Here is a 26469-nt window from a genome sequence, read left to right as displayed (position 1 = left end):
TTAGACAAGCATTTGCAGTAGCTTAATAATATTTTATTAAAATAAAAGCGTGTTCATTATATTCACAATGTATAAAGTTATAATGATATGAACATTTGCATATTTCGATTTAATGATAGAATTTCAATGAAAGGTGGGATATTCTAGTCATAGGTTAACCGGAAGATATCGTAGAATTCTAACAAACTATTTACAATAAATTAATTATAAAATGGAGGATTTCAAATGAAAAAGAAAGTTCTTGTTTTAGCAGCAGCTATTACGTTAGTGACGCCATTACAAAGCGTGGCATTTGCTCATGAAAACGATGGAGGACAGAGAGTTGGCGTTATTCCGCGCTGGTCTGCTGAAGATAAACATAAAGAAGGTGTAAATTCTCATTTATGGATTGTAAACCGTGCAATTGATATTATGTCTCGTAATACAACACTCGTAAAACAAGATCAAGTTGCATTATTAAATGAATGGCGTACGGAATTAGAGAATGGTATTTATGCTGCTGACTATGAAAATCCTTATTATGATAATAGCACATTTGCTTCACACTTCTATGATCCAGACAATGGAAAAACGTATATTCCATTTGCAAAGCAGGCAAAGGAAACAGGTGCTAAATATTTCAAACTAGCTGGTGAGTCATATAAAAATAAAGATATGAAACAAGCATTCTTCTATTTAGGATTATCTCTTCATTATTTAGGGGATGTAAATCAACCGATGCATGCAGCAAACTTTACAAATCTTTCGTATCCACAAGGGTTCCATTCTAAATATGAAAACTTTGTAGATACGATAAAAGATAATTATAAAGTAACGGATGGAAATGGATATTGGAACTGGAAAGGTACAAATCCAGAAGATTGGATTCATGGAGCGGCAGTAGTAGCGAAACAGGATTACGCTGGCATTTTAAATGATAATACGAAAGATTGGTTCGTGAGAGCAGCTGTATCACAAGAGTATGCAGATAAATGGCGTGCTGAAGTTACACCAATGACTGGTAAGCGATTAATGGAAGCGCAGCGTGTAACGGCTGGATATATTCAGCTTTGGTTTGATACGTACGGAAATCGTTAAGTCTTTGAAGAAGGTCAAATGTCAAAATAGAGCATCTCTCAAAAAAAGTTTCTTCGTGCAGAAGAAACTTTTTTTATTTGAAAACAGGAAAATCATTCTTTCTTTCCAATATGTATAAGACATATATAGAAGAGGAGAGAAAAATGTGGATCGAGGAATTTTTAAAGAAGTTCCATTACCGTGTGCATTTTTGGATGAAGTGGCTTTAGAGGGGAACGTTCAATCGATTATAAAGCTAAGTGGAAATAAAAAGATTCGTATAGCGAGTAAATCATTACGATCCGTCCCAATTATGAAAAGAATTTTAGCTGAAAATGATCGATTTCAAGGTATTATGTGTTTTTCACCTAGAGAAGCTTTATTTTTAATTGAACAAGGGTTTAATGATTTGTTGTTAGGATACCCTGCCTATGATGAACGAGCTTTACATGAAATTAGTTTGCTTACAAAGCAAGGTTTTATTATTACATGCATGGTGGATTGTGAAGAACACATTACTTATTTAGAGAAGATTGCTGAAGCGTCTAGTGGGTGTTTTCGAGTTTGTTTGGATATTGATATGAGTAGTCGTTTTTTAAAATTTCATTTTGGGGTGAAAAGATCCCCAGTAAAAGATGTACAGGGTACTTTGAAAATAGTAGAGAAGATAAAGGACTCATCATATTTAATATTGGACGGCTTAATGGGGTATGAAGCACAAATTGCTGGAGTTGGGGATCATATACCGAATCAATGGATGAAAAGTAAGGTGATCTCGTATTTAAAGAAGAAATCAGTGTTAGAAGTTAAAGAGAGAAGAGGATGTATTGTAAAAGAAATACAAAATCTTGGTATTGAATTAAGGTTTGTAAATGGAGGAGGAACAGGTAGTATAAAAACAACTGAGCAAGATAACTCAGTTTCAGAAATTACAATAGGTTCTGCTTTTTATTCCCCAAAACTGTTTGATTACTATAAAGAAGTACAATTTCATCCAGCCGTTGGATTTGCTTTACCAGTTGTACGTAAACCAGCTCCGTTTATCTATACTTGCCTAGGTGGTGGATATATTGCTTCAGGTGCAGTTGGCAAAGATAAAGAACCTGAGGTTTGGAGGCCGAGTGGTGCAAAACTATTAGCTTTAGAAGGTGCTGGTGAGGTGCAAACCCCCGTTCATTATAAAGGTAAGGAACGAGTGGATATAGGAGATTCTATATTGTTTCGTCATAGTAAAGCTGGGGAATTATGTGAGCGTTTTTCTGTTTTATATCGTGTGAAACAAGGGGAGATTGTTGGGGAGTATTCAACATATCGGGGGGATGGCCAATGCTTTCTATAGAGGGACAAAAATGGAGAAATTGGACGGGGAATGTAGAAGGAACCCCGCATTATACGATGTATCCAGAAAGTATACAAGATGTAGTAGAAGCTGTGGGAATTGCACGAAAAACAGGGAGGAAAATTCGTGTTGTTGGTTCAGGGCATTCTTTTACGCCTCTTGTGCAAACGGAAGAGATTTTAGTTTCTTTAGATGAATTGAAGGGCATTACGAATATTGATGCAGAGAAGATGACTGTTGAAATGTGGGCAGGGACAAAGTTACATGATTTAGGAAAGTTACTTGAGGAAAAAGGTTATGCACAAGAAAATTTAGGGGATATTGATTCGCAATCTATTGCGGGAGCGATTAGTACGGGGACTCATGGGACGGGTGTTACCTTTGGGAGTTTATCAACACAAGTTATAGAGATTACAGCCGTTTTATCCACAGGTGAGAGTATAGTTTGTTCGGAAACTGAGAATGTGGAATATTGGAAAGCATTTCAATTATCGCTTGGAATGCTAGGTATCATTGTAAAGGTAAAATTAAAGGTTCTTCCAGCGTATTCGCTCGTTTATGAAAGTGAAAAACAGTCACTATCTACTGTAATGAACAAGCTAGAAGAATATAAGGAGAATCGCCATTTTGAATTTTTCGTTTTTCCTTATTCAGATGAAGTACAAGTGAAATTTACAAATGAAACAACTAGTAAAGGAACTGATTTGAAGTGGCATAAATTAAAGGTGGAGTTACTTGAAAATAGGATGTTCTCTTTGTTATCTAAAGGGTGTAAATGGTTTCCTTCTATAAGTAAAGGAGTAAGCCAATTATCAGCTAAGGCTGTACCAAACACAAAAATAATTGGTCCCAGCTATCAAGTGTTTGCAACAGCGCGTACGGTTCCATTTTATGAAATGGAGTACAGCGTTCCTTCAAAGCATATGAGGATTGTTGTAGAAGAGATTTCAAATCTTATTGAAAAGAAAAAGTATAAGGTGCACTTCCCGATTGAATGCCGCTATGTGAAAGGTGATGATATATGGCTCAGTCCAGCGTATGGAAGGGACTCAGCGTATATTGCCGTTCATATGTATAAAGGGATGAAATACGCTGCTTATTTTGGTGAAGTGGAGAAAATTTTTTTAAAGTATGAAGGGCGTCCACATTGGGGGAAAATGCATACTTTATCGTATGAACAATTACAAGAAATATATCCAAAATTTCATTCGTTTTTAAAGGTGAGAAAGTCGCTAGATGAAACCGGGATGTTTTTTAATCCGTATGCAGAGAAGCTATTTATGAGTGTGGAAAAAGCTGACAAATAATTATTTGTCAGCTTTTTTAAGTGTAATTGCATTTCTTGTTTGACTAATATGCTCATAAAATAGTAACTTATCACGGCTAAATACATGTAATAAGACATGAATAATAAATAGACCGTTAATTCCGAATTGGAATAACAATATAACTAGTAACACTAAAGGCTCTGTAAGATTTAGGATAGAGCTACTAGAAAGAATATAATTGATTCCACCTAAAATAAAGTAGAATATACCGTAACGGATGAATAGTTCCCTCATTGTAATACGATCTGACTTACCTTTCACGTAAATCCGAAGCAATGCTTTCCCAATTGTTTTTCCGTTCGTAAAGTACGGAATGATAATAAAGTAAATAAAAATCGAACACGTTATGAAAATGAGTTCGTAGATATTGGTGTAAGATTGAATATTAGAAATGAAGAAAGAATTTCCTTTGTTTTTAATGACAGGTACAACGATAGATAAGAAAATCCAATCAATTTGCATCGCGATAAGGCGGCGAACGAATCCGACTGGTTTCGTTTCCAAATCAATATGACTATCTAACTCGTTTGCTTTTGGAAGGAAGTACGTAAATATTGGTGCAATGATAAAACCAATTACGCCACCTATTGTATTTAAAAACAAATCGTCGATATCAAATAAACGATATGCACAATTATAAATACCGTATAGTCCAGTCACTTGTGTTAGCTCGAAAAATAGTGAAAGACAAAAAGAAATACAAATAGTCTGTAAGAAACTACGTCGGAAATAATAACGTAAGTAAATACCGAATGGAACGGTTAATAGAACGTTAAATGCAACTTGTAAAAATGCAGATTCTTTTAATAAGTAGAAATAAGTAGCTGGTTTCGTTAAAATTGCCGATGTATGATTACTAATCTCTTGTACGAAATAAAATGGCGAGAGTTGCATGTGTTGTGTATTAGCCGGTTGTAGGCTACAAGTATCGTAAGTTTGTGGTAATGGCAAAATAACAAGGAAATAGGCATTTAATAAATAGAGTAGTAGTGAATATAAAATAAATGAGCGCCATTTATTCAAATAACCATATTTTCGATAATTAAATATTAGAAAAGGGATTAAGAGAAACATTGCTAAAAAAGGAAATAAAAGAAATGCTGTTTTTACTGGAAATAAATATGCAGTCAAAATGGAGCTCCTTTCAATGGAATTTCGTTTATCATTATAGCGCCAAAAAGATTTGAAAACAAAGTTAAAATATTTCGAAATAGAAAGAATTAAAAAAAATGTATGAATTAAGTTGTGATGAATTTAATATAAGGATATTATACTTATGTAAGTTGAGAGAGGGTACAAGAGATGCGATATGAGCTTTTTTCTGTATGTGGGGATTATATTACGAATTTTGAAAGTGCATGGCGTTTTCAGGAGGGTGAACAGATTTTTGTTCATGATGATCAAACAAAACGAAACTTTATTATTATTCGTCTAACGCATGATGTATTTCAACAAAATAAACATGTTATTCGTTTGTATTGTCAAGAAAAGAAAGTTTATGCATAAGGAAAGCCCTCTTACTATATGAGACAAGGTAAGAGGGTCTTTTGCATGTTACATTAGAAAACTCTCAAGTAGGAATGTAATGAATAGCGGTATATATCTGGAAAATTCGAAGTAAATACTGTACTTCAACTTAATAGAAGTATAAAAAAGCGAGCCATTCTAGTGTAATAGAATGACTCGCTTTAAATTTGTAAGTTCACTTTATAAGAAAAGGATAGTAAGTGTACCTACGATAATACAATAGAAAGAGAAATATTTTAAATTCCCTTTTGCCATAATGTTCATAAACCATTTCAATGAAATATATGTCATGATAAATGTTGCGATAAATGCAACGATATATGGTAGGAATAATGTGTCTAGATTAGGATCTTTTGCAATATCTGTAATGCTTAATAGTACACCACCTAAGCTAACAGGAATGTATAGTAAGAATGAGAAACGAAGAGCGGTCTCTTGCTTCATACCGAGTAACATGGCTGCTACGATTGTAGCACCAGATCGGCTAATTCCAGGAATTAGTGCACAAGCTTGAGCTAATCCGACGATGATAGCATCTTTCATAGAAAGGTCACCATCATTTTTACGTCCGCGTAAGTTTCTAATAATCCAAAGGCCGATAGCAGTAATGAGAAGGGAAATCCCAACCATTTTCACACCTTTTAAGTATTGATCGATATAATCTTTAAATAAAACGCCAATTACACCTGCTGGAATGGTTGCAATAATAAGGTAAATAATAAAGAAGAAATCTGATTTTGTATCTTCTGCTCTTGTAAATATATAAGATAGACCATTTTTTGTTAGACGAATTAAATCATTTCTATAAATAAGTAATACAGCTAATAGTGAAGCTGAATTAACAAGTAGTTCAAAGCTAAACCCTTCTATTTCTAGTCCTAGCAAATGTTGTGCTAAAACGAGGTGACCACTTGAAGAAATCGGAATTGGTTCTGTTAGTCCTTGGAACAGACCAAGAATTAAATATTTTAAAATGTAGTAAAATTGTTCCATAACATCCTCCTTGTTAATTAGTATAAAGAAACAACTTTTCCATTATAACAAAGATATGGATGAATATTGCGAAGAAATAAATATTCGGAATATAATAAAAAACCCTTATAACGCTATAAGGGTTTTTTATTATTAATGAGAAACAACGGTTTCTTGAAGACCTTTAGTCAATTGAATATCGATTTTTTCAGCATCATGAATATGGTTCATAATAGTAGTATTTAATTTTTGGAACATTTGTTGTGTATTTGCAAATTCTCGTAATATATCATCATTACAAGATTTTTGGTTTTCGATGGCTTGAATAACATTTGTAGCACCATTTTGTAACGTTTGAATCATGATTAAAATATTTTCGATTCTAGCGTTTGTATCGGCACTCATTTCTACACCCTCATCGACCAAATGTAAATTATCCTTTGTATTTTCGTATGCTTTTTCAATTTCTTCTTGAATTTTTTTCGTTAAGTTGCCGATATTTTTTGTACTTTCTGCCGTACTTTCAGCTAGTTTTCTTACTTCATTGGCAACAACAGCGAACCCTTTACCATGCTCTCCGGCACGTGCAGCTTCAATACTTGCATTTAACGCAAGTAAATTTGTTTGTGCTGCAATGTTTTGAATTACTTCAACAATTTGCTCGATTTCTTTTGAGCGTTCGCTTAAATGATTCATACTGTTAGAAGTGCGCTGAGATTGTTCACCTAATTTATTAATTACAAGGAGTAAACGATGAACAGATTCTTTTCCTTCATTAGAGCAGTCAATAATCTCTTCAATAGATTGAATTAAGTTTTGTTCTTTTTGTAACATCTCATTATTTAATTCATTGGAATGTGTCGTGCGGGTTGAAACATTTTCAAAACATGAGTTTAATTGTTGAACTAAATTTTGGAGTGTATGGTGTTGGGCATTTACAAGTTGATGCTCTTGAACAACGTTCTGTACACGATTGTGAATAGAAGAAATCATTTCTTGTTTTTCAATATCTTTTTGTTTTAATTTTGCTTCTAATTCATGTATATGATTTTCTAACTGATCAATTTTATGTTGGAGTGTTTTCTTTTGAGTGAACATTGTATTTATTTCAACCGCCTTTAGAAGTTATATTTTCTCTATATTTGGATTTTAGCATCTTTTGTAATTTATAAATATAGCAATTGTTAAATATTTAAGAATCTATTACATTTTATTAATAATTCTCTTTTTTTTGTCATGAAAAATAAACTGTATTTAATGGTTTTGTAAACAAACTGTAAAATAAATCATGTATAACTGTATAAGAAGGGAGTCGGATTATGAACTATTTTAAGCGAATCAGTAGTCTAGTATTAGCAGGAATCATAGGTCTTTCTAGTACAGTCGCTGTAAAAGCAGAGTCAAACGACGAGAAACTTAACAACATGCAACAGCAATTGCAGCAAAATGATGCAGATATGCAAAAGAAAGAGCAAGAGAAGCAAGCTGTTACTAAAGAAATTCAAGGTATCGAAAACGAACTACATAATTTAAATAATACAATTGCAAAAAATAAAGAGGATCAAGCTGCTATTCAACGTAAAATCGATGAAACACATAAGCAGATTGAACAAAAAAAAGCAGATATTATCGTTTTAGAAGATAAAGTCCTTGCTCGTAAGGATATTATGAAAAAACGTATGGTTTCTGTTCAAAATAGCTCAAATACGAGTTTAGTAGTAGAAGTTGTTGTGGAATCAAAGAACTTTGCTGATTTCATACAACGTATGAATGCAGTATCTACCATTTTAGATGCAGATAAAGAAATTTTACGTCTACAAGAGCAAGATCTTCGTCAAATTGAAGAAGATAAAAAAGCGATTGACGAAAAAGAAGCATCTTTAGTAGTAGATAAGCAAAAATTAGCAAAAGCACAAGCTGATTTGCAAGATAACTTGAAAAAACGTCAAGATAACTTACAAACAGTTCAAGCTAAATATAATCAGCTTGCAAGCGAAATCAATTTAGCAGCAGAAGAGAAAGCTAAAATTGAATCAAATATGAATGCAGTACAAGAAACGATTGCTCGTGAACAGGAAGCAGCAAGAATTGCAGCAGAAGAGCGTGCAAAAGCAGAAGCAGCTGCAAAGGCTGAACAAGAAGCTTTAGCGAAAGCGAAAGCAGACGCAGAAGCAGCTAAGCCGGCAGAGCCTGTAGCTAAAAATACAGCGTCAGAGTCTAAACCTGACACGAAACCAGCTCAAGGTGGAAAAGAGTTTTATGTAACAGCAACTGCTTATACAGCTGATCCATCTGAAAATGGCTATAAAGCAGGTGAAACTGTAAAATCTAAGCTAGGACATAATTTAACTGCAAATCCAAACATGAAATTAATTGCTGTAGACCCAGCTGTTATACCGTTAGGTTCTACTGTATATGTAGAAGGATATGGAACAGCGATTGCTGGAGATACTGGTAGTGCAATTAAAGGTCATATTATTGATTTATTAATGCCGGATTCAGCGACAGCTAATGCTTGGGGTAGAAGAACAGTTAAAGTTACAGTTTTAAACTAAAACGTAATCCAACTTTACAATACGTAAGGTTGGATTTTTTTATAAAAATAATGTTAAGTTGAGTATACATTTTGTTAAATTTAGCATACAATGATGGTGAGAGGTGGTAAAATTGACCATTTTAAACAGAGTGAAGGAATTAAGAGCTCGTTTTAATTTCACACAAAGTGTATTAGCGGAAAAAGTCGGAGTGACGAGACAAACAATTGCAGCAATTGAAAAAGGGGATTACGTTCCTTCATTGTTATTAGCACTTACGATTTGTGATGTGTTTCAGTTAAAGATGGAAGATGTGTTTGTTTTAAATAAGGAGGGGGAAGAGGATGAATAGAATTGGTTTTTCTTATATCATAAATGTACTCTATACTGCGTTAGCATGCTGGACATTTGTTGAATTTTATAATGTCATTACAGAGTTAGCAGATATAATTAAAAACGAGAAATTCCCATTTGAAGTATGGTTTAATGGAGTACCATTCATTTTATTGTTTATTGGAGCTATTATAGTTACAATTTTTTATAGAATTCAAAAGAGAAAATACAAGAATTTATCTTTTTGGATGTATCCATTATTATTTCCACTAGAAGATGAACGTGAAAAAGCGATTACGGATAAAGCCTGTCGAACAACATTTGTATCATTATGGTTTGTATTACCTTGTGCAGTTGGATTTTTGACTTTTTCACCTATTATTAATGAATATCTTCCTGGATACCCGCTGTATATTCTATTTTCTATTTTCTTTATTCAAATGACAGTTTTCCACATATCCCTATACAGAAATAAATTAGCTTAAAAAGAAACCTTCTTGCACCGGCAAGAAGGTTTCTTTTCAGCTTACACTTGTACATATAGCGATATTATTTTATCATTTTATATAGAGTAAGATTTTGTAAGGGAAAGGAATTGTATATGAATAAGCAAAGAATTTATAGTATAGTAGCAATCCTACTATTTGTTGTAGGTGGTTTTTTAATTGGAAAGCCATTTTATGATGGATATCAGGCTGAAAAGAAACAGACTGATAATGTGCAAGCCGTTCAAAAGATGGATTATGAAAAGCATGAGACGGAATTTGTAGATGCTTCAAAAATTAATCAACCAGACTTGGCAGAAGTAGCGAATGCATCGTTAGATAAGAAACAAGTAATTGGCCGTATTTCGATTCCAAGTGTTTCAGTAGAACTTCCTGTTTTAAAAGCTTCTACTGAAAAAAACTTATTATCAGGTGCAGCAACAGTTAAAGAAAGTCAAGTCATGGGAAAAGGGAATTACGCACTAGCAGGACATAATATGTCTAAAAAAGGTGTTTTATTTAGTGATATAGCCTCTTTGAAAAAAGGTGATAAAATTTATTTGTATGACAATGAAAAGGAATATGAGTATGCAGTTACAGGAGTATCTGAAGTGACTCCTGATAAGTGGGAAGTTGTAGAGGATCATGGGAAAGATGAGATAACGCTTATTACATGTGTATCTGTGAAGGATAATTCTAAGCGTTATGTTGTTTCTGGTGATTTAGTAGGGACGAAGGCGAAGAAATAAAAAAAGATGAGGAATTTTCCTCATCTTTTTTTAATCCATCCATTTCACTAATTTCTTAGAAATTAATAATAAAACACAACCTAAAACAATCGCAGCAGCTCCGATTACTGTAAATACTTCAGAATATCCAAGTGAAGTTGTAAAGCTCGCAAGTTGTCCGCCTAAAATGTTGGCGATACCTGAGCTTGCTAGCCATACTCCCATTAATAAAGAAGCAAGTTTTACTGGAGCAAGTGCACTAACCATTGATAGTCCAACAGGTGATAAGAATAGCTCACCTAAAGTATGGAAAAGATACGTAAAGACGATAAATAGTAGGTTTGCTTTTTCTGTAATGTTATGTTCATCACTGCCTGTTTTTAATGTAGCGATAACAAGAATGATATAACCGATACCGAGTAGGATCATACCAAGTCCCATTTTTGTTGGGATTTTTAAGTCCCCATTTTTTCTAGTTGCAAGTTTTGCCCATAATGCTGAAATGGCTGGGGCAAGTAAAATAATAAATAACGGATTGACCGATTGGAACCAAGAGGTTGGGACTTCCCATCCGAACACAGAGCGGTCTACAAAATTGTTTGTATATAATGTTAACGAGCTACCAGCTTGTTCAAAGCCAGCCCAGAAGAAGACAACGAAGCATGTTAAAATGACAATAACCGCGGTACGTTGTTTTTCTTTTTTTGTTAACGGTGTATTTCCTACTGTTTGTTGTCCATCTGTCGTTTGTAAATCGCGAGATGGCTTTTTACCGATATCACCAAGGAATCGATTAGATAGTGTTGTAAATAAAATTTGTCCAATAATCATACCGATTGAAGCGGCTAAGAAACCGTAACGGAATCCGTAATGAACAACGCCATCCACTGTTGTTTTGAATAAATTTTCTGATAAAAATCCGCAAACGAGTGGAGCTAAAAATGAACCGACGTTAATACCCATATAGAAAATTGTAAATGCACTATCACGTTTTGGATCGTGCTCTTCATATAGCTCTCCAACAAGTGTAGAAATATTCGGTTTGAAGAATCCGTTACCGATAATAATAAGCGCTAATCCAAGGTATAGACCGGCCTGGTTTTGCAAGGCAAATAGTGTAAGGTTACCGAGTGCCATTGTTATACCACCAATTGTGATGGCTTTTCTTCTACCTAGAAAACGGTCTGTTAAGTATCCACCAATTAACGGGGTGAAATAACAGGCTCCAGTATAAAATCCATAAATGGAGAGTGCCCACGCTGGACTAAACCCAAGACCACCGCTTACTAAAGCTGTTGTTAAATATAATGTTAATAATCCTCGTAATCCATAGTAACTAAATCTTTCCCACATTTCTGTAAAGAAGAGTAAGTATAAACCTGGAGGATGTTTCTTTTTTCTTTGTTGTTCATTTTCTAGTTGCATCGCTGATTCCATGTTATTTTTCCTCCTGACACAAACAAATACAAAGTTAATAGTTTTATATATTTAATATTTTACTTTATTAACTATTGTAAGTCAATAAAGGTTGATTTTTCAGAAGAAATTGGAAAAGAGAAAAAGCTATAGAATGGGCGTTTCTTTTATGTTAGACTATGGACTATGTTTTCTTTGTAAGAAAGCGGATTGGCGCGTGTTTTTTTTATGTGAAATGGATTTCATGCGAGATGAAATTGAAGAAGGAGAAAGAGATGAAATTGTTACAGAAAAAAGAAATTTTGCTTATTAGCCTTATGCTATTCTCTATGTTCTTTGGTGCGGGGAATCTTATATTTCCGCCTTTCCTTGGGTATGAAGCAGGAGAACATGTGTGGATTTCATTAGTAGGATTTATTATATCAGCAACAGGTCTGCCGATATTAGGTGTTATTGCTGTTGCGAAAGCGGGAAGCTTTCAAACGTTAGCGGGTAGAGTTCATCCTTCATTTGCAATTATTTTTCCATGTATTGTGTACTTGTTTATTGGACCCGGGCTTGGTATACCACGTGCGGGAAGTTTAGCTTTTGAAATGGGACCAGGTCAGTTGTGCTCAGAATCGGGAAGCGTAGTATTACTATTTTACACGGTTATTTTCTTTAGTATTGTTTATTGGCTAAGTTTATCTCCATCTAAATTAATGGGCTTGTTTGGAAAGGTTTTAACGCCTTTATTATTATGTATGATTGCCATTATATTTATAAAAAGTATGTTTACATCAGTAGGGAGTTTGAAAGAACCAGCAGGAAATTATGGGCAAGCTCCGATGTTTCAAGGATTTTTAGATGGATATTTAACAATGGATGCTTTAGCGGCTTTGATCTTTGGGATTGTGATTGCAAATGCTCTGCGTGCAAAGGGTATTGAAGATGATAAAGGTTTAGCAAAATATATGAGTATTGCTGGAATTGGGGCAGGACTATTATTATCTATTATTTATGTTGTCCTTGGATATGTTGGTTCAATTAGTGGTTCATTAGGCACATTTGATAATGGTGCGCAAGTGTTAGCGCAAGTGATGACTGCATTATTTGGACAAGGCGGGGTAGTTTTATTAGGTCTTATTTTTACTATCGCGTGTTTATGTGTTTCGATTGGACTTGTTACGTCTTGTAGTCAGTTTTTTGCAAGTGTATTTCCGAAAGTGTCGTATAAAGTTTGGGCATTTATATTGAGTTTTGTTAGTATGGTTCTTGCTAATTTAGGATTAACGCAAATTTTAAAAGTATCAGTACCGATTCTCGGATTTATTTATCCAATCGCACTCATGCTTATTATTTTAGGGTTATTCCATAAGTATATTGGAAAGTATGTATACGTGTATTCAGTAACTATTGGGTGCGTAGCGGTATTTAGTGCAATTGATGTTTTAAACAAAAGTGTATTGATGAATAAATGGACACCAGTACTAAAAGTTCTTCCGTTTTATACAGAAGGTGTAGGTTGGATCGTTCCAGCTATTGTAGGTGCTTGCCTCGGTGTAATTGTTAGTATCGCTATAAATAAGAAGAAATAAGTAAGAGGTGTTTTCCTGTTTCGGAAAACACCTTTCTTTTTTTGGAAAAATACTATTGAAAATGAATAGACTAAGAGTATGATAAAGATAATTGGTAATATATAGGTTTTGGATACGTGATGAGGGGGGAGCGTATGAAGGAAGATTTGAATAAAAAAATAGAAGCACTCGAAACTGCAATTGAAACGATTCAAGAAGCACTTTATGAGTTGAAAGAAAAACAAAAGGAAATAGAAGTGGAAAACACTCAGCAACATGTTGGTAAGGAAAAGAAAGAATATATTGAAACGGTAATGGAGGAGAAGTTACAAAAAGATGTAGTTACGATAAAAGAGACCATGCAAGAACATGAGGTAAAACAAGTGGATATATCTGCTTTTAAACCAGAGCCATTCAATATTGTAAAGTTTTGCCAAACGTGGTTGCCACGTATATTTGTCGGTATTATGTTACTTGGAGTAATTTGGTTATTTAAAGCAGGGGTAGATGCTGGTTTATTAACACCAGCGATACGAATTGTGTTTGGTATCTCCCTATCTATCGGTTTGTATTATATAGGAGATATCCAAATTAAAAGAGAGCGGCAAGCGTTAGGGTTAGTATTAGCTGGAGGAAGTATTACGGGTATTGTTTTAACGACGTTTGCGGCACATTATTTATATGGATTTCTTCCAGCAAGTGTCGCTTTTATCTGTAATATTGCATGGGTCATTTTAGGTATTTTTTTAGCGAAAAGGTATCAATCGGAATACCTCACTATTTTCGTAGCGGTAGGAGCTTTCTTTGTACCATTCTTGTTAAATAGCACGACTCCTAATCCTTATATTTTCTTTGGGTATGAGACGATATTAACGCTTTGTTTATTATGGTATGCGTTGAAAAATCGTTATAAGTACTTATATATGACTTCTTACGTTGTTGCTGCTATTGTTCAGTTTGTCTTCTTTGCTGTTATGTCTATGCTAGTAGAGAATTTGCAAATACAGTTAACGGTTGTTTATGGTTTGATTCATTTACTATTATTTTGGCATATGTTTTCAGAAAGAGATTTTATACAAGAAGCAAGAGTAGCCATATTTAGTGCAAATGCAGTTTTCTTTATTTTATCTATTGCCAAAATACCTGATTTTACTACGTGGGGATTACTTATAAGTACATTGGTGCATACTGTTATGCTCGTATTTGAATATAGGAAGAATAAACAGTCTGTGTTTACAAATCTTTTATTTGGTTTTGCAATGGGGTCATTCAGTTTAGCTGTTTTATACGAATATAGTTTAGTGAATGCCGCAATCGTATTGCTGTTACAAGGTTTCCTTGGTATGGTTACTTCTATTAAAGGCAAACAACAAATTAAATTGTATGTAAGTGCAACTATTTATGCGATTGGAATGGTACAGACGATTTTTAGCTCGTTTGATCATTTCATTTCAACTGGATTTGTTGCTCATATTATTTTAATAGGTACATTTTATTACTGCATGAAACAAGCGAAAGATGTGTTAATACGTTTTGGGAAATATGTTTATTCTATAGCTCTCTATTGGTTTATGGTCATTGTATTTATTGCAATTACTAGAGTCGGTGAAGTTCTTTCTACAGATGGAAGTATAATAAGCGTATCTGTATCGTTATTATGGATGGTATATGCATTGTTTGCAGTTTGGCTTGGAAGGAATAAAAACATGAATGAAATATTGTATGCCGGCTTAGTCGTTTTAGTAGTAACGGTAGGGAAGCTATTCTTTCTCGACTTACCAGAAGTGTCGATGATGATCAGGGCAGTGTTATTCTTAAGCGTAGGTAGTATAGGTATCGTTATTTCAAGAATGTTTTTCTCAAAAGAAGAGAAGTGAGAAGAAGGCAATCCGCATTTGGATTGCCTTTTCTTTTACTTCTTATTAATCGTTACAGGTTCATTATATTTCGCTGTTGTGTTTTGACGTAGACGAAGTGTTGCTTGTCCAGTTGTATTTGGATCAATCTGTACATTTACAATTTTCTCAGCAGAACCTGAGCTGTTTGTTGTGAAAGAGAATGAACTGCTATATCCGAAAGTAGATGGCCAAGTGCCGTTTGTATTTTGTACTTTAGCCACTTGTGTTCCTCCAGTAGTGAAGATACCTAAAGAATAGTTGTTATAAGTTGTATTAGGTAGTAAGTTGTTCACTTGAATCTTTATTTGGAAAACTTCATTGTTTGGTAGAATGCTAGGGCGTGTAATTACATAGTCGTTTGCTGTTACGGCGTTATTATATCCGTATGAACCTGGTTTAAAAGTATTTGTATTAAACCATTGATAACCTGCGTTTGGTGCACTCCAAGGTTCTGGTTGTGGTTCTGTTGATAAGCTTGGTTGTTCGAATGTTTGTAGGGATGTAGGTGCATAAAGCTGTAAACCGTTAACTTGATCTAAACTTGTAAATGTTTCTTTCTTCGATAACCAATTTACGATGTTTTCTAGTAAAATAGCATCGTTTTCTTCTTTATAACCATCGTAAGTTTTCTTTGTTTGACCAGAGTCTTCACGAACGTATTTTGGCGATGCATCTTCAACAGGAGAAGAGTCACCAATAAAGGCAGCTTTTCCAAGTCCTACTTTTGCGATCGCAGCGTAAGGGCCTTCTGCAACACCACCGCCATTATAAACACCACTATCAACAGCGTTATTCCATTTTGATGGGTTTTCTGGAAGATACACAAGGCCTTTTGCTAGTTTTGGGTTTGTAATTGCTAGAGTAGAACCAGCATGCATTGCTACAGATGATACACCTTCTGTGATTCCAAATGATTGTTCAGGTGAGACAATATTTTTAGCTGAAACATCACCAAGCGCATTGTAGCGGAAACGAATACCAAAATTGTCAGCTAGCCAATCAGAGCTTTCTACTCCTTGCATAGCTTGTGAATTTGCTTCCTCACTAGACATGCCTTTTGCTGGATTATCCCAAGCACCGCGTCTAAATCCATTAAATACTTCAGACGAATCCCAGCGATTTTTATTACGATCCGCATTATAATGATCAGCAATAAAGAAGATACTTCCACCGTTTTTCACATATTGTAACATTGCATCTTGTTCGGATTTTTTGTAAGGAATATTTGCTTCTGGAACGATGAACACATTGTAGTTTTTTAAATCTTCGTATGTAATAGGTGTAGATTTACGAAGTTCTTTTACATGATATCCGTTTTGGGCAATGCCGTTTCCGAAGTCAGAAAAGCCGCCATCGATAACCCAGTCAGCTGTCCCGGCAGTTTGACCGTGTGTATTATCGAATAATACTTTCTTCCCGTTATTTTGATTTACAACTTTTGCAGCAATTTCAGGAGCTGGGTCTACTGAGCTTTCGGCATAAGTAGACGGAATGAACGAGGCTCCTATACTTAGTGTAATTGCTGCTGCTAAAGAAAATGTAATCCATTTTTTATTCTTCATAGAAGAATCCCCCTAATAATAAATATATGTGCTTTAATAATGTAATCTATTTTTTTTTGGAAAGAAAGATAGAAAATATTAAATAGTGTAAAGATAATGTTAATTTAATTGAGAAATATTTATGTGAATAATGAAAAATCTCTTCCTAGTAAATAGGAAGAGATCAGAGGTTTAACTTATTTTTGAGTAAGGTGATTCATCAGTCTTATGAAACCCTTTCATGTAATATACGACCGCTAAGCCGATAAGCCAGATTGGACCAACAATCAATGCGATTCGTGTATCTTCTGAATACGCCATTATACCTAATACTAGTACAAGGAAAGCGAGTGAGAAATATGAACTTAATGGATGTAAAGGCATTTTATATGTTAGCTTGTCCTTTTTATCAGTTTGCAATCCTTTACGGAATTTAATTTGAGCGACTAATATAATGCCCCAAGTCCAAATTGCCCCGAAAGTTGAAATGCTCGTTAACCATGTAAATACCTTTGCAGGAACGAGATAGTTTAATATAACACCAATGAGTAAAACAATCGCAGTCGCTATAATTCCTTGACTTGGGATGCCATTTTTATTTAAACGACCAAATCTTTCAGGAGCTTTCTTCTGCTGAGCTAATGTATAGAGCATTCGGCCTGTACTAAATAAACCGCCGTTACAAGAAGAAAGTGCAGCTGTTAATACAACAAAGTTAATAATTCCAGCCGCTTTTGCAATACCGATTTGCTCGAATGTTAATACGAATGGGCTTCCTTTCTCACCAAATTCGTTCCATGGATAAATTGCCATCATGACGAATAATGCCCCGACGTAGAAGATTAATATTCTCCAAAATACGTTATCGATTGCTTTCGCGAGTGTTTTCTTCGGATTTTGAGCTTCACCAGCTGTAACACCGATTAGTTCAACTCCTAAATAAGCGAATAGCACCATCTGTAAAGAGAGTAGTAACCCAGAAAACCCATTTGGGAACCAGCCGCCATGTGACCAAAGATTTGAAATACCAGTAGCGATTCCGCCATTTCCGAATCCGAATAAAATAATTCCAGCTCCAATTATTATCATACAGATAATTGTGACAATTTTAATGAGAGCAAACCAAAATTCAAGTTCTCCAAATACTTTTACGGATAAGAAGTTGAAAGCGCTCATTAATAAAAGTGCCAGCAATGCCCAAGTCCAGCGCGGGATATCTGGGAACCAGTACTGCATGTAAATACCAGCTGCCGTAATTTCAGCCATACAAGTAACGACCCATAAGAACCAGTAGTTCCAGCCGGTAATATAGCCAGCTAGTGGTCCAATATAATCATTTGCATATTTACTAAAAGAACCGGCAACAGGTTGTTCAATTGCCATTTCCCCGAGAGCTCGCATAATGAAAAAAATAACGAGTCCGGCGATCATATAGCCTAGTAAAATAGAAGGACCAGCTAGTTTAATAGCAGAAGCGGATCCTAAAAATAGCCCAACGCCAATAGCTGAGCCAAGTGACATTAAAGTAATATGTCGTTCTTTTAAACCACGGTTTAAAGTTCCAGATTTGTTAGAGTGTTGCATAAGAAGAATCCCCCTTGTAGAGTGAACGATATTTGAATGTATCTACTAAATATTTAACTATTTCAAATTATAAAACATTTCTATCTGTTATGCTACAAAAATAATTATAATTAACTGTATTACATCTGAACTTGTCAGACTTAAACTTAAAATTCGCACTATTAGAGAATATATTGACTCTTCTTTTTATTGATTGTTAAGATTAAGTATTGTATTTTCTCACATACTAGTAAGAAAGGGATGTGTGATAATAATTCAGGTGTAGGAAGGGTACATAAGCATGTTTCAATTACAAAAATATAACACTTCTGTGAAGCAAGAGTTTTTAGCTGGCATCACAACTTTTTTTACATTTGCGTATATTCTTGTCATCAATCCGAAAATATTATCTGATGCAGGTGTACCATTTGATCAAGCATTTACAGCAACAATTATTGCAACCGTTGTTGGAACAGTAGGTATGGCGATTTTCGCTAATTATCCGATTGTTATTGCTCCAGCTATGGGAATGAACGCATATTTTGCGTATTCTGTTGTACAGCAAGCAGAAGGGATTACATATGTAGTTGCCTTTTCAGCGGTATTTGTAACAGGGATTATTTTTCTTTTACTATCTTTTACTTCGTTTAGGCAAAAGTTAATTTTAGCAATTCCTGATAGTTTAAAGCATGCCATTGCAGGTGGAATTGGACTCTTTATTGCTTTTATTGGATTACGCCTTTCTGGAATTATCGTGGATCATCCATCAAATTTAGTTACGATTGGTGATTTTCATTCTCCAGCCGTTATATTAACTTTAATTGGTTTAATTTTAGCGGCAGTATTAATGTCATTACGTGTGAGTGGTGCATTATTTATTAGTATGATTGTGACAGGAGTTATCGCCTTCTTTACGGGGCAACTAAAGTTTGAGGATAAAATTGTGGCGATGCCTCATTTACCAGAGGGTATTATTGTTGCAAATCCAATCAGTGCATTTTCAGATGTAATCGAATACGGATTATATGGTGTTGTATTTTCATTTTTACTTGTGCTTTTATTTGATACAACAGGTGCATTACTCGGTTTAATTAAACAGGCAGGTTTAATTACAGATAATACAGAGAAGCGTTTTGGTAAAGCGTTTATTGCAGATGCAATTGGCGGGACTACAGGTTCTATTTTTGGAACAAGCCCAACAGCAGCGACGATTGAATCGTCAGCTGGTATTGCTGCAGGTGGTAAAACTGGATTAACAGGTATTGTAGTTGTTGGATTAACGATTATAACAGCGTTTTTCAGTCCTGTTATTGCGTCTTTATCAAGTGTAGCCGCTATTACAGCTCCTTCATTAATTATTGTAGGTAGTTTAATGGCACAGAGCATTCGTGATATTAATTGGAGCGAGTTTGAAGATGCATTGCCAGCATTTTTAATTTTCTTAGGTATTCCGTTAACGTCTAGTATTGCGAATGGAATTGCAATCGGATTTTTAGTGTATCCAGTTTTAAAGATTGTGAAAGGAAAGGGAATGGAAGTACATCCGTTACTATACTTATTTACAATTTTATTTGGATGTCATTTATTCTTATAATATATTAGGAGAGGGGCTTCTTAAGTGAGAGGCTCCTTTTTGTGTATAATAAAGTGAAACATCAGTGGAGGTGTTCATTCCCACTGATTATTAGCCTTAACCAATTGGGTGTTTGCTGCCCGCAAATGGCGGAATAAGGTGAAATCAAATTAAGTACGTAAAATATAAATTACCTAATGGAATATATATGTTACAATAAGGGTAGAGGAGGAACATGAATGGCTGTAAGTAAAATAAAAGTCGCACGTGTTCAGTTAGATTTAACACAGCAACAATTAGCAGAAAAAGTAGGCGTTACAAGGCAAACGATTAGTTTAATTGAGAAGGGGAAATACAATCCGTCTTTAGATTTATGCTTGAAAATTTGTTATGCGGTAGATAAAACATTGAATGATTTGTTTTGGGAGGAGAAGGAGTGATAGGGTGAAAATCGTGAAAGATGAACGTTTAATGATTGAAGGGTTAAAACATATTAGATTGGCTTTCATCTTACAAAATATCGTCATACTAGGTATTGTTTTTTATCGTTACGTTTTGCAAGGGGCAGGATATGAAAGCGTTTCGGATTTATTAATGGTATTTATGGGCGGGATAATAGTTATTAACTTTTTAAACTTAAAAAATTCGGTGGAAGTGTATGAGCATACAGGGGGAGTATCTCGTAGTTATTTCATGAAATTATTATTCATTCCAGTAGGTATTGTTATTGGGATTTTAGCTATTTGTATCATTGTAACACCTGATATTTCGATAAAGGAAATTAGTATAACAGCACTTATTATGTTTGCTTGTTTTTTAATTCCTAGTTTGTTTATATACATATATATGAAAAGGATAAAAAGTGAAGATTGAAATATAAGAAAAGCTTTCTCGCATGGAGGAAAGCTTTTTCTTATATCATTTTATACAGAACTTTATGAAGGCCAATCGGTTCAATTTCAAAGATCTCACCATGTTCATGGAAGCCTAATCGCTTGTAATAGTCAGCTACAGTAATTCGTCCATTACACCATAAAATGTTTGCGTTACGCTCTTTCAAGATTTGTTCGGCTTTATGGATTAAGGAGCTTCCAGCGCGTTGATTTCGGAATGTAGGTAATGTCGCCATTCCTCGTAGACGATAATGAATACCTGCTGGTAAGTCAGGGTATATTTCCTTTGAGAAGGAAGCGATACTAATAAGTTCATCGTTTATAAATGCGCCTAAGTGAAAGGTATCTGTTTCATAATCGGAAGAGTATTTACAATCTGTTAACGTTTGACTCGGGCGTAAAATTTTTTGCCGTAATACGTAAGTTTCAGATCCATCAATATTTTTCACAGTAATCATATTAACATCCTTTCCTATAAGGCTTTTTCTGTTAGTTGTATAAAGAAATAGGCAGGTGCGGCGAAAAGTCCGAGTATGCTAGCAGTTCCGAGAAGGAGTGAAAGTAGGAGGCAAGAGTATTTTATTCCATTTGATTTTTTCCATCCGTAACTACAAATTTCAATGCTAACACCGATGAGAATAATGGCAACGAGTACTTCCGTTAATAATAAGAGAGCTAAAGTTACAATAGACATAATGTGATCCATCCTCATAATATATGATAGTAACATTTTACCATATAAAATGGAAAAAAATGCCCCTCAATTATGTGAGGGACATTTTTCTATTCTAATATGCTTTTTAGTGTATCGATGTGTTCTTTTGAGCCAGTTACAAGTAATGTATCGCCGTGTTGTAGGCTTGTATCACCATGCGGTATTAATGCTTTATTACCACGGTAAATTTGAATAACGAGTACATCACCTAAAAACGGAAGGCGGCGAAGTGCAACTCCGTTATATTTATTACTACGTAGTTCAACTTCACGTACTGTTTCATTTGCTGTTGTAATTAAGCGGACGAGACTAGGTTTATCAATAAGGGCGCGTAATAAAATACGTGTAGAGTTAATTGTCGAAAATACGGCAATATGTTCTTGCGTAGCCTTTTCTTGTAGAAGGGGATCTTCTACGCTTGCAATGACATGTTCAACACCTAGTTCTTTTGCGTGTTCCGCTAATAATAAGTTTTGTTCATCATCGCTTGTTGCAACAACAACGCGATCTGCATTAAATGCTGCTTGTTTAGTTAATGATTCGATTGTGATTTCATCAAGTTTCACGATAGGGAAGTCATGAGATTTTACTTCCTCATCATTTATTTTATTTTGGCGTATCATATATAGCGTTACATCATAGTCTTCACGCTTCAAATCAAGTGATAACGGAAGGGTAATTCTACTTGCACCAATAATAGATACTTTCGGTTTTGGTGTTTCTACTTTTGGGAACATCTTTTTAAATAATATAGGTGCAAAAATACAAGTAATAACTGCACTTAAAATAAGAGATGCCGATAAACTTGGACTAATAATCTCTAATTTTTCACCGATTTGTGCAGCCGCAATAACTAAGGAAAGTGTCGATGTTAATAAGATGGCACTTCCGAGTACGATATTACGTGGATACCATTTTCGTAAGACGAGTGATGGTATTAGTTTTGAAATAAAGAGTCCTACAATTAAAATAGGAATCATTAGCATACTAGAAGGCTCTTTAAAAATAGACCAGACTTCTAGATTTACACCAACCATTACAAAGAAAATAGGAATGAAGAAACCATAACCAATGGAATCAAGTTTTTCAACCATATCTTTATTTGGCGATAATAACGATACAAGTACACCTGCTAAGAAGGCACCTAAAATATTTTCAGCACCAACGGATTCAGATAATCCAACTAAGATTAAGATGAGTGCAAAAACAGCTCTTGTATCAATTTGTACACTACCGGCCTTTAAGTTTTCTAGGTATGGAATATTTTTAAATCGTCTTGCAACAAAGTAAATGACAATGCCAGCGCCGAATAGAAGAAGAAGAAGCCACATACTTTGGCCACTTTCGGAATTTAATCCGACGAATACAGCGAGTAAAATCATTGTAACTAAGTCTGCAATAACAGCGACTAATAAAATAATTTGTCCAATTGCCGTTTTTCCTAAGTTATTTTCTTTTAATGTTGGTACAACAACACCTAAAGAAATAGTTGAAATAATTAAAGTCATGAACATTGCATTGTCTACGAATCCTAACCATACGAATAGTAATGATAGAGCGTAGGATAAGATGAAAATAAATAAGAAGATAATGCTTGCTGCTTGGAATGTGTTTGGTTCGTTTGTCGTATTTTTTTTCCCTTTTTGTTTAAAGATAGAAAAGTCAATTTCTAAACCACTTAAAAACATGAGGAAGATAAATCCTAGTGTTGATAAGACTTGAAGCCACATATCTGGCTCAATGATGTTAAATCCACTTTTACCTACAAAGATTCCTGCGATGATTTCTGCAACAACGACAGGAAGTGCTTTTAATTTAAAGCGTTGTAACAAAAGGGGAACGAAAAACGCGATTGCAACGACAACCATAAGTGATAGAACAGAAGTATGATGTTCCATTGCGTTCTCTCCCTTCAAATAAATATAGTACCTATTTAGCCATATAATAGGTAGAAAAGCAACGCATATGGATTCGATTTCATAAAGAAAGACTTTTCTTAACATTTGTCATAATAAGTATATTTTTCATGATTCTGTTGTTAATTCCGTAATGTGGATGTAATAGGGGAGGGGATAAAGTGAAGGCTCTTCCTGCTCGTTACTGCGGGATAAAAAAAGACTGCTGAGGAATCTCAGCAGTCTTTTGCATGTACATTACATTGAGAAGAAGATCCATACAGTTAAACCAACTGTTGCAGTTGCAACGAAGAAACTGTATATCATTGTAAGGATTTGAACTCTTCCTTCTCCTTCTTTTAAATGCATGAACATAATTAATTGTAACAACGCTTGCGCAACAGCCATTATGATAATAGTTGTTAGGATCGTTGAAAGTGGCAGGCTTGTGTAAAGCGCCACGTATAACGCTAGAAACGTTAGTGCAAGCGATAAAATAAATCCGAAAACGTGTGACCATGGGAATCCGCTATGCGCATTTGCTTGATTGTTATTTTGACCCATTTACGCCACCATCCCGTTCAAGTAAACTAGTGTGTAAATAAAGACCCAAACAAGATCAAGGAAATGCCAGTATAAGCTGATAATGAATACTTTACGAGCTGTAACTGGTGTTAAACCTCGTTTTAAAATTTGGATAATAACACAAGTTGCCCAGATGATACCACCTGTTACGTGGGCTCCGTGCGTTCCAAGAAGAACGAAGAATCCAGATAAGAAAGCACTTGTTTGAATTGTTGCGCCTTCACCAATGTACATAATGAACTCTTCGATCTCGAAGAATAGGAAACCTGCACCTAAAAGTAATGTAAAGATGAACCATCCAAGCATTGCTTTTTGGTTGTGCTTACGCATTTCGTGAATTGCGATACCACATGTGAAACTACTTGTTAAAAGTAGTAGTGTTTGAATTAAAAGTGTTTTAACTTCAAACAGTTGCGCTGGTGTTGGGCCGTCTGCCGTACGACCAGCAAGGACTAGATAAGAGGCGAAAAGTGTTGCGAACAGCATAATTTCAGCCCCAAGAAAAATCCAGAATCCTAGGATATTCAATCTGCTTTGTTCGGATTGATATTCCAAAGGTAAGCTTTTATCTAAAGCCGCCATGTCATTTCACCTCTCATGCTATATGTTCTGTTTCTTTAATTTCATCAACACTGATATAGTAACCTTCATCGTAATCGAATGAACGATAGATTAAGCAACCTAAAATACCAACGCCGCCGATTGCTGCAAGCCAGAACCAGCTAAATACTAATGCAAAACCTGCAAGACCGAAGAATGCAGACATAATAATAGGCACACCAGAGTTACTTGGCATGTGAATTGGTTTTAATTCCTCTGCAGCTGGTGTAATTGTTTCTCCACGTTTCTTCATGAACCAGAAAGCATCAGCTTCTTTAATTTCAGGAAGTTTCGCGAAGTTGTAATGTTGTACAGGAGAGTGAGTAGCCCATTCAAGTGTACGACCATCCCAAGGATCTCCAGTTGTGTCACGTTCACCGTGACGTGCACTCCAAATTACGTTGTAACAAAGAAGTACGAATCCGATACCCATCATTACTGCGCCGACAGATGCGATTTGGTTCAACCAACCCCATCCAAGACTTTCAGAGTAAGTGTACATACGACGAGTCATACCATCTAAACCTAAGAAGTACATTGGGAAGAAACAGATGTTAAATCCGCTCATAAAGATCCAGAATGTCCATTTACCTAGGCGTTCATTTAGCATATGACCTGTCATTTTTGGATACCAGAATGTGAATCCAGCAAGCATAGCAAATACTGTACCTGCGATTAATACGTAGTGGAAGTGAGCGACTAAGAAGTAGCTGTTATGGTACTGATAGTCAGCTGCTGCCATTCCAAGCATAACCCCTGTAACTCCACCAACTACGAAGTTTGGAATAAATGCCAATGACCAAAGCATTGGAACTGTAAAACGAATACGTCCTTTATATAACGTAAACAACCAGTTAAATATTTTAACACCGGTTGGAATCGAAATCGCCATTGTCGAAATCGAGAAGAACGAGTTAACCGCTGGACCTGCACCCATTGTGAAGAAGTGATGAAGCCATACGACGAAACTCAGTAAAGAAATTGCAACCATTGAGTATACCATCGCACTGTAACCGAATAGACGTTTACGTGAGAATGTACTAATGATTTCAGAGAAAATACCGAATGCCGGTAAAATAACGATATACACTTCAGGGTGACCCCATACCCAGAATAGGTTGGCCCACAACATCGGCATACCGCCGCTCGCCATCGTAAAGAAGTGAGCATCGAATAGACGGTCAAATGTCATTAATGCAAGAGCAACTGTTAATACTGGGAAAGCGAAAATAATGATAACAGTTGTAATTAAGATTGACCAAGTAAACATTGGCATTTTCATTAATGTCATACCAGGTGTACGCATTTTTAAGATCGTAACTAGGAAGTTAATACCTGTCATTAACGTACCGAGACCGGATATCTGTAATGCAATTGCATAGAAGTTATTTCCTACACCAGGAGTAAACTCTGTACCCGCCATTGGGAAGTAAGAAGTCCACCCAGCGTCCGGAGAACCACCGATTACGAAAGCGATGTTGAATAACATTGCTCCGATAAAGAATAACCAGAAACTTAAAGCATTTAAGAACGGATATGCAACGTCACGAGCACCAATTTGTAATGGTACTACAAGGTTCATTAATCCCATAACGAATGGCATTGCCATGAAAAGAATCATAACTGTACCATGTGTTGTAAAGATTCCGTTATAGTGTTCAGCGTTTAAATATGTTGTATCTGGGAATGTTAATTGTGCACGGATCATTAAACCATCCATACCACCACGGAATAACATTATAACGGCAGATATAATATACATGGCCCCTATTTTTTTATGGTCAACAGTTGTTAACCATTCATCCCAAAGCCATCTCCATTTTTTGTACTTTGTTAGTACGAAAAGAATCGCTAATGTCACAAGAACGATAGATGCGTCAGCGCCGTAAATAATCGGGTCACCTGTGACAAAAAATTCATCAAGCTTCAATG

Annotated in this window: 25 protein-coding genes; 13 read left to right on the top strand and 12 right to left on the bottom strand. The window is 35.2% G+C overall.

What is annotated here, in order from left to right; genetic code table 11:
• Positions 1 to 225: 225 nt before the first annotated feature.
• The 3 genes from cerA to COI75_RS02785 all read left to right on the top strand — a co-directional run bounded on the left by cerA (position 226) and on the right by COI75_RS02785 (position 3702).
• Positions 226 to 1077 (top strand): phospholipase CerA, encoded by an 852-nt coding sequence (gene cerA, locus COI75_RS02795; RefSeq protein WP_098448222.1) that lies wholly within the window; start codon positions 226 to 228, stop codon positions 1075 to 1077.
• Positions 1078 to 1222: 145 nt separating this feature from the next.
• A complete protein-coding gene (locus tag COI75_RS02790; protein ID WP_000373781.1) occupies positions 1223 to 2395 on the top strand; it encodes an amino acid deaminase/aldolase in 1173 nt (390 codons plus the stop codon).
• The gene (locus tag COI75_RS02785) at positions 2383 to 3702 is read left to right on the top strand and encodes a D-arabinono-1,4-lactone oxidase (RefSeq protein ID WP_000948674.1); all 1320 of its coding nucleotides are present in this window, start codon (positions 2383 to 2385) and stop codon (positions 3700 to 3702) included. The genes COI75_RS02790 and COI75_RS02785 overlap by 13 nt, the downstream gene beginning before the upstream one ends.
• On the opposite strand, the gene COI75_RS02780 is transcribed toward COI75_RS02785, so the two are convergent.
• Complete coding sequence (locus COI75_RS02780; protein WP_000128053.1) at positions 3703 to 4854, bottom strand: VanZ family protein; 1152 nt, start codon at positions 4852 to 4854, stop codon at positions 3703 to 3705.
• A gap of 171 nt (positions 4855 to 5025) precedes the next feature.
• On the opposite strand from COI75_RS02780, the gene COI75_RS02775 reads away from it, so the two are divergent.
• The gene (locus COI75_RS02775) at positions 5026 to 5229 is read left to right on the top strand and encodes a hypothetical protein (RefSeq protein ID WP_001268324.1); all 204 of its coding nucleotides are present in this window, start codon (positions 5026 to 5028) and stop codon (positions 5227 to 5229) included.
• A 201-nt stretch (positions 5230 to 5430) separates the two neighbouring features.
• Here COI75_RS02775 and COI75_RS02770 read toward each other — a convergent pair whose 3' ends face one another.
• Positions 5431 to 6243: an undecaprenyl-diphosphate phosphatase gene (locus COI75_RS02770; RefSeq protein ID WP_000434775.1), complete on the bottom strand. Its 813-nt coding sequence runs from the start codon at positions 6241 to 6243 to the stop codon at positions 5431 to 5433.
• 132 nt (positions 6244 to 6375) lie between these two features.
• On the bottom strand, positions 6376 to 7056 hold the full coding sequence (locus COI75_RS02765) for a methyl-accepting chemotaxis protein (protein WP_430794636.1): 681 nt from the start codon (positions 7054 to 7056) through the stop codon (positions 6376 to 6378).
• 485 nt (positions 7057 to 7541) lie between these two features.
• On the opposite strand from COI75_RS02765, the gene COI75_RS02760 reads away from it, so the two are divergent.
• The 4 genes from COI75_RS02760 to COI75_RS02745 all read left to right on the top strand — a co-directional run bounded on the left by COI75_RS02760 (position 7542) and on the right by COI75_RS02745 (position 10323).
• The gene (locus COI75_RS02760) at positions 7542 to 8777 is read left to right on the top strand and encodes a 3D domain-containing protein (RefSeq protein ID WP_001105805.1); all 1236 of its coding nucleotides are present in this window, start codon (positions 7542 to 7544) and stop codon (positions 8775 to 8777) included.
• Between the two features lie 112 nt (positions 8778 to 8889).
• Entirely contained in the window at positions 8890 to 9108 is a 219-nt protein-coding gene (locus COI75_RS02755; protein ID WP_000154019.1) for a helix-turn-helix transcriptional regulator, read from the top strand.
• Complete coding sequence (locus tag COI75_RS02750; protein WP_001079694.1) at positions 9101 to 9574, top strand: hypothetical protein; 474 nt, start codon at positions 9101 to 9103, stop codon at positions 9572 to 9574. Before COI75_RS02755 ends, COI75_RS02750 begins: the two co-directional genes overlap by 8 nt.
• Before the next feature lie 116 nt (positions 9575 to 9690).
• Positions 9691 to 10323: a class A sortase gene (locus COI75_RS02745; RefSeq protein WP_001041712.1), complete on the top strand. Its 633-nt coding sequence runs from the start codon at positions 9691 to 9693 to the stop codon at positions 10321 to 10323.
• A 30-nt stretch (positions 10324 to 10353) separates the two neighbouring features.
• On the opposite strand, the gene COI75_RS02740 is transcribed toward COI75_RS02745, so the two are convergent.
• Complete coding sequence (locus tag COI75_RS02740) at positions 10354 to 11739, bottom strand: peptide MFS transporter (protein ID WP_000443159.1); 1386 nt, start codon at positions 11737 to 11739, stop codon at positions 10354 to 10356.
• Between the two features lie 254 nt (positions 11740 to 11993).
• On the opposite strand from COI75_RS02740, the gene brnQ1 reads away from it, so the two are divergent.
• Positions 11994 to 13295 (top strand): branched-chain amino acid transport system II carrier protein BrnQ1, encoded by a 1302-nt coding sequence (gene brnQ1, locus COI75_RS02735; protein WP_000771684.1) that lies wholly within the window; start codon positions 11994 to 11996, stop codon positions 13293 to 13295.
• Positions 13296 to 13429: 134 nt separating this feature from the next.
• Positions 13430 to 15151, top strand: a complete 1722-nt coding sequence (locus COI75_RS02730; RefSeq protein ID WP_098448221.1) for a DUF2339 domain-containing protein — start codon at positions 13430 to 13432, stop codon at positions 15149 to 15151.
• Between the two features lie 35 nt (positions 15152 to 15186).
• Here the strand turns inward: COI75_RS02730 and COI75_RS02725 are convergent, their stop codons facing one another.
• Together COI75_RS02725 and COI75_RS02720 are read right to left on the bottom strand one after the other, a co-directional pair.
• On the bottom strand, positions 15187 to 16734 hold the full coding sequence (locus COI75_RS02725) for a DNA-binding protein (RefSeq protein WP_098448220.1): 1548 nt from the start codon (positions 16732 to 16734) through the stop codon (positions 15187 to 15189).
• Between the two features lie 171 nt (positions 16735 to 16905).
• The gene (locus tag COI75_RS02720) at positions 16906 to 18297 is read right to left on the bottom strand and encodes an amino acid permease (protein ID WP_098448219.1); all 1392 of its coding nucleotides are present in this window, start codon (positions 18295 to 18297) and stop codon (positions 16906 to 16908) included.
• A gap of 280 nt (positions 18298 to 18577) precedes the next feature.
• Between COI75_RS02720 and COI75_RS02715 the strand changes: the two genes are divergently transcribed.
• The 3 genes from COI75_RS02715 to COI75_RS02705 all read left to right on the top strand — a co-directional run bounded on the left by COI75_RS02715 (position 18578) and on the right by COI75_RS02705 (position 20722).
• Positions 18578 to 19870 carry an NCS2 family permease gene (locus tag COI75_RS02715; RefSeq protein ID WP_000487198.1) on the top strand — a complete coding sequence of 431 codons (1293 nt, stop codon included), beginning with the start codon at positions 18578 to 18580 and terminating at the stop codon, positions 19868 to 19870.
• A gap of 218 nt (positions 19871 to 20088) precedes the next feature.
• Positions 20089 to 20289: a helix-turn-helix transcriptional regulator gene (locus tag COI75_RS02710; RefSeq protein ID WP_000301182.1), complete on the top strand. Its 201-nt coding sequence runs from the start codon at positions 20089 to 20091 to the stop codon at positions 20287 to 20289.
• 4 nt (positions 20290 to 20293) lie between these two features.
• On the top strand, positions 20294 to 20722 hold the full coding sequence (locus tag COI75_RS02705) for a hypothetical protein (protein WP_000706633.1): 429 nt from the start codon (positions 20294 to 20296) through the stop codon (positions 20720 to 20722).
• Between the two features lie 40 nt (positions 20723 to 20762).
• Here COI75_RS02705 and COI75_RS02700 read toward each other — a convergent pair whose 3' ends face one another.
• From COI75_RS02700 to qoxB, 6 genes are all read right to left on the bottom strand, one after another.
• Positions 20763 to 21200, bottom strand: coding sequence for a GNAT family N-acetyltransferase (locus COI75_RS02700; RefSeq protein WP_000633762.1), 438 nt, complete (start codon positions 21198 to 21200; stop codon positions 20763 to 20765).
• 14 nt (positions 21201 to 21214) lie between these two features.
• Entirely contained in the window at positions 21215 to 21472 is a 258-nt protein-coding gene (locus tag COI75_RS02695; RefSeq protein WP_116329461.1) for a DUF4022 family protein, read from the bottom strand.
• Positions 21473 to 21525: 53 nt separating this feature from the next.
• A complete protein-coding gene (locus COI75_RS02690; RefSeq protein ID WP_098448218.1) occupies positions 21526 to 23355 on the bottom strand; it encodes a monovalent cation:proton antiporter family protein in 1830 nt (609 codons plus the stop codon).
• Positions 23356 to 23610: 255 nt separating this feature from the next.
• Positions 23611 to 23916 (bottom strand): cytochrome aa3 quinol oxidase subunit IV, encoded by a 306-nt coding sequence (gene qoxD / locus COI75_RS02680; protein WP_000531375.1) that lies wholly within the window; start codon positions 23914 to 23916, stop codon positions 23611 to 23613.
• The gene (qoxC, locus tag COI75_RS02675) at positions 23917 to 24519 is read right to left on the bottom strand and encodes a cytochrome aa3 quinol oxidase subunit III (protein WP_000729319.1); all 603 of its coding nucleotides are present in this window, start codon (positions 24517 to 24519) and stop codon (positions 23917 to 23919) included.
• Between the two features lie 13 nt (positions 24520 to 24532).
• Positions 24533 to 26467: a cytochrome aa3 quinol oxidase subunit I gene (gene qoxB, locus COI75_RS02670; protein ID WP_000762386.1), complete on the bottom strand. Its 1935-nt coding sequence runs from the start codon at positions 26465 to 26467 to the stop codon at positions 24533 to 24535.
• Positions 26468 to 26469 lie beyond the last annotated feature (2 nt).

Source organism: Bacillus cereus (genome assembly GCF_002564555.1).
Lineage (GTDB): Bacteria > Bacillota > Bacilli > Bacillales > Bacillaceae_G > Bacillus_A > Bacillus_A cereus_K.
Note: the sequence above shows the minus strand (reverse complement) of the source record. Positions and strands in the feature narration are given on the sequence as shown.

Bases quoted from the DNA above. Each gene is read 5' to 3' on its own strand.
- COI75_RS02695 (WP_116329461.1), bottom strand. From the start codon at position 21,472: ATGTTACTATCATATATTATGAGGATGGATCACATTATGTCTATTGTA.
- COI75_RS02715 (WP_000487198.1), top strand. From the start codon at position 18,578: ATGTTTCAATTACAAAAATATAACACTTCTGTGAAGCAAGAGTTTTTA.
- COI75_RS02690 (WP_098448218.1), bottom strand. From the start codon at position 23,355: ATGGAACATCATACTTCTGTTCTATCACTTATGGTTGTCGTTGCAATC.
- COI75_RS02760 (WP_001105805.1), top strand. From the start codon at position 7,542: ATGAACTATTTTAAGCGAATCAGTAGTCTAGTATTAGCAGGAATCATA.
- COI75_RS02770 (WP_000434775.1), bottom strand. From the start codon at position 6,243: ATGGAACAATTTTACTACATTTTAAAATATTTAATTCTTGGTCTGTTC.
- COI75_RS02750 (WP_001079694.1), top strand. From the start codon at position 9,101: ATGAATAGAATTGGTTTTTCTTATATCATAAATGTACTCTATACTGCG.
- COI75_RS02745 (WP_001041712.1), top strand. From the start codon at position 9,691: ATGAATAAGCAAAGAATTTATAGTATAGTAGCAATCCTACTATTTGTT.
- COI75_RS02720 (WP_098448219.1), bottom strand. From the start codon at position 18,297: ATGCAACACTCTAACAAATCTGGAACTTTAAACCGTGGTTTAAAAGAA.
- COI75_RS02775 (WP_001268324.1), top strand. From the start codon at position 5,026: ATGCGATATGAGCTTTTTTCTGTATGTGGGGATTATATTACGAATTTT.
- cerA (WP_098448222.1), top strand. From the start codon at position 226: ATGAAAAAGAAAGTTCTTGTTTTAGCAGCAGCTATTACGTTAGTGACG.
- COI75_RS02700 (WP_000633762.1), bottom strand. From the start codon at position 21,200: ATGATTACTGTGAAAAATATTGATGGATCTGAAACTTACGTATTACGG.
- qoxC (WP_000729319.1), bottom strand. From the start codon at position 24,519: ATGGCGGCTTTAGATAAAAGCTTACCTTTGGAATATCAATCCGAACAA.
- COI75_RS02725 (WP_098448220.1), bottom strand. From the start codon at position 16,734: ATGAAGAATAAAAAATGGATTACATTTTCTTTAGCAGCAGCAATTACA.
- COI75_RS02730 (WP_098448221.1), top strand. From the start codon at position 13,430: ATGAAGGAAGATTTGAATAAAAAAATAGAAGCACTCGAAACTGCAATT.
- COI75_RS02740 (WP_000443159.1), bottom strand. From the start codon at position 11,739: ATGGAATCAGCGATGCAACTAGAAAATGAACAACAAAGAAAAAAGAAA.
- brnQ1 (WP_000771684.1), top strand. From the start codon at position 11,994: ATGAAATTGTTACAGAAAAAAGAAATTTTGCTTATTAGCCTTATGCTA.
- COI75_RS02765 (WP_430794636.1), bottom strand. From the start codon at position 7,056: ATGTTACAAAAAGAACAAAACTTAATTCAATCTATTGAAGAGATTATT.
- COI75_RS02710 (WP_000301182.1), top strand. From the start codon at position 20,089: ATGGCTGTAAGTAAAATAAAAGTCGCACGTGTTCAGTTAGATTTAACA.
- COI75_RS02785 (WP_000948674.1), top strand. From the start codon at position 2,383: ATGCTTTCTATAGAGGGACAAAAATGGAGAAATTGGACGGGGAATGTA.
- qoxD (WP_000531375.1), bottom strand. From the start codon at position 23,916: ATGGGTCAAAATAACAATCAAGCAAATGCGCATAGCGGATTCCCATGG.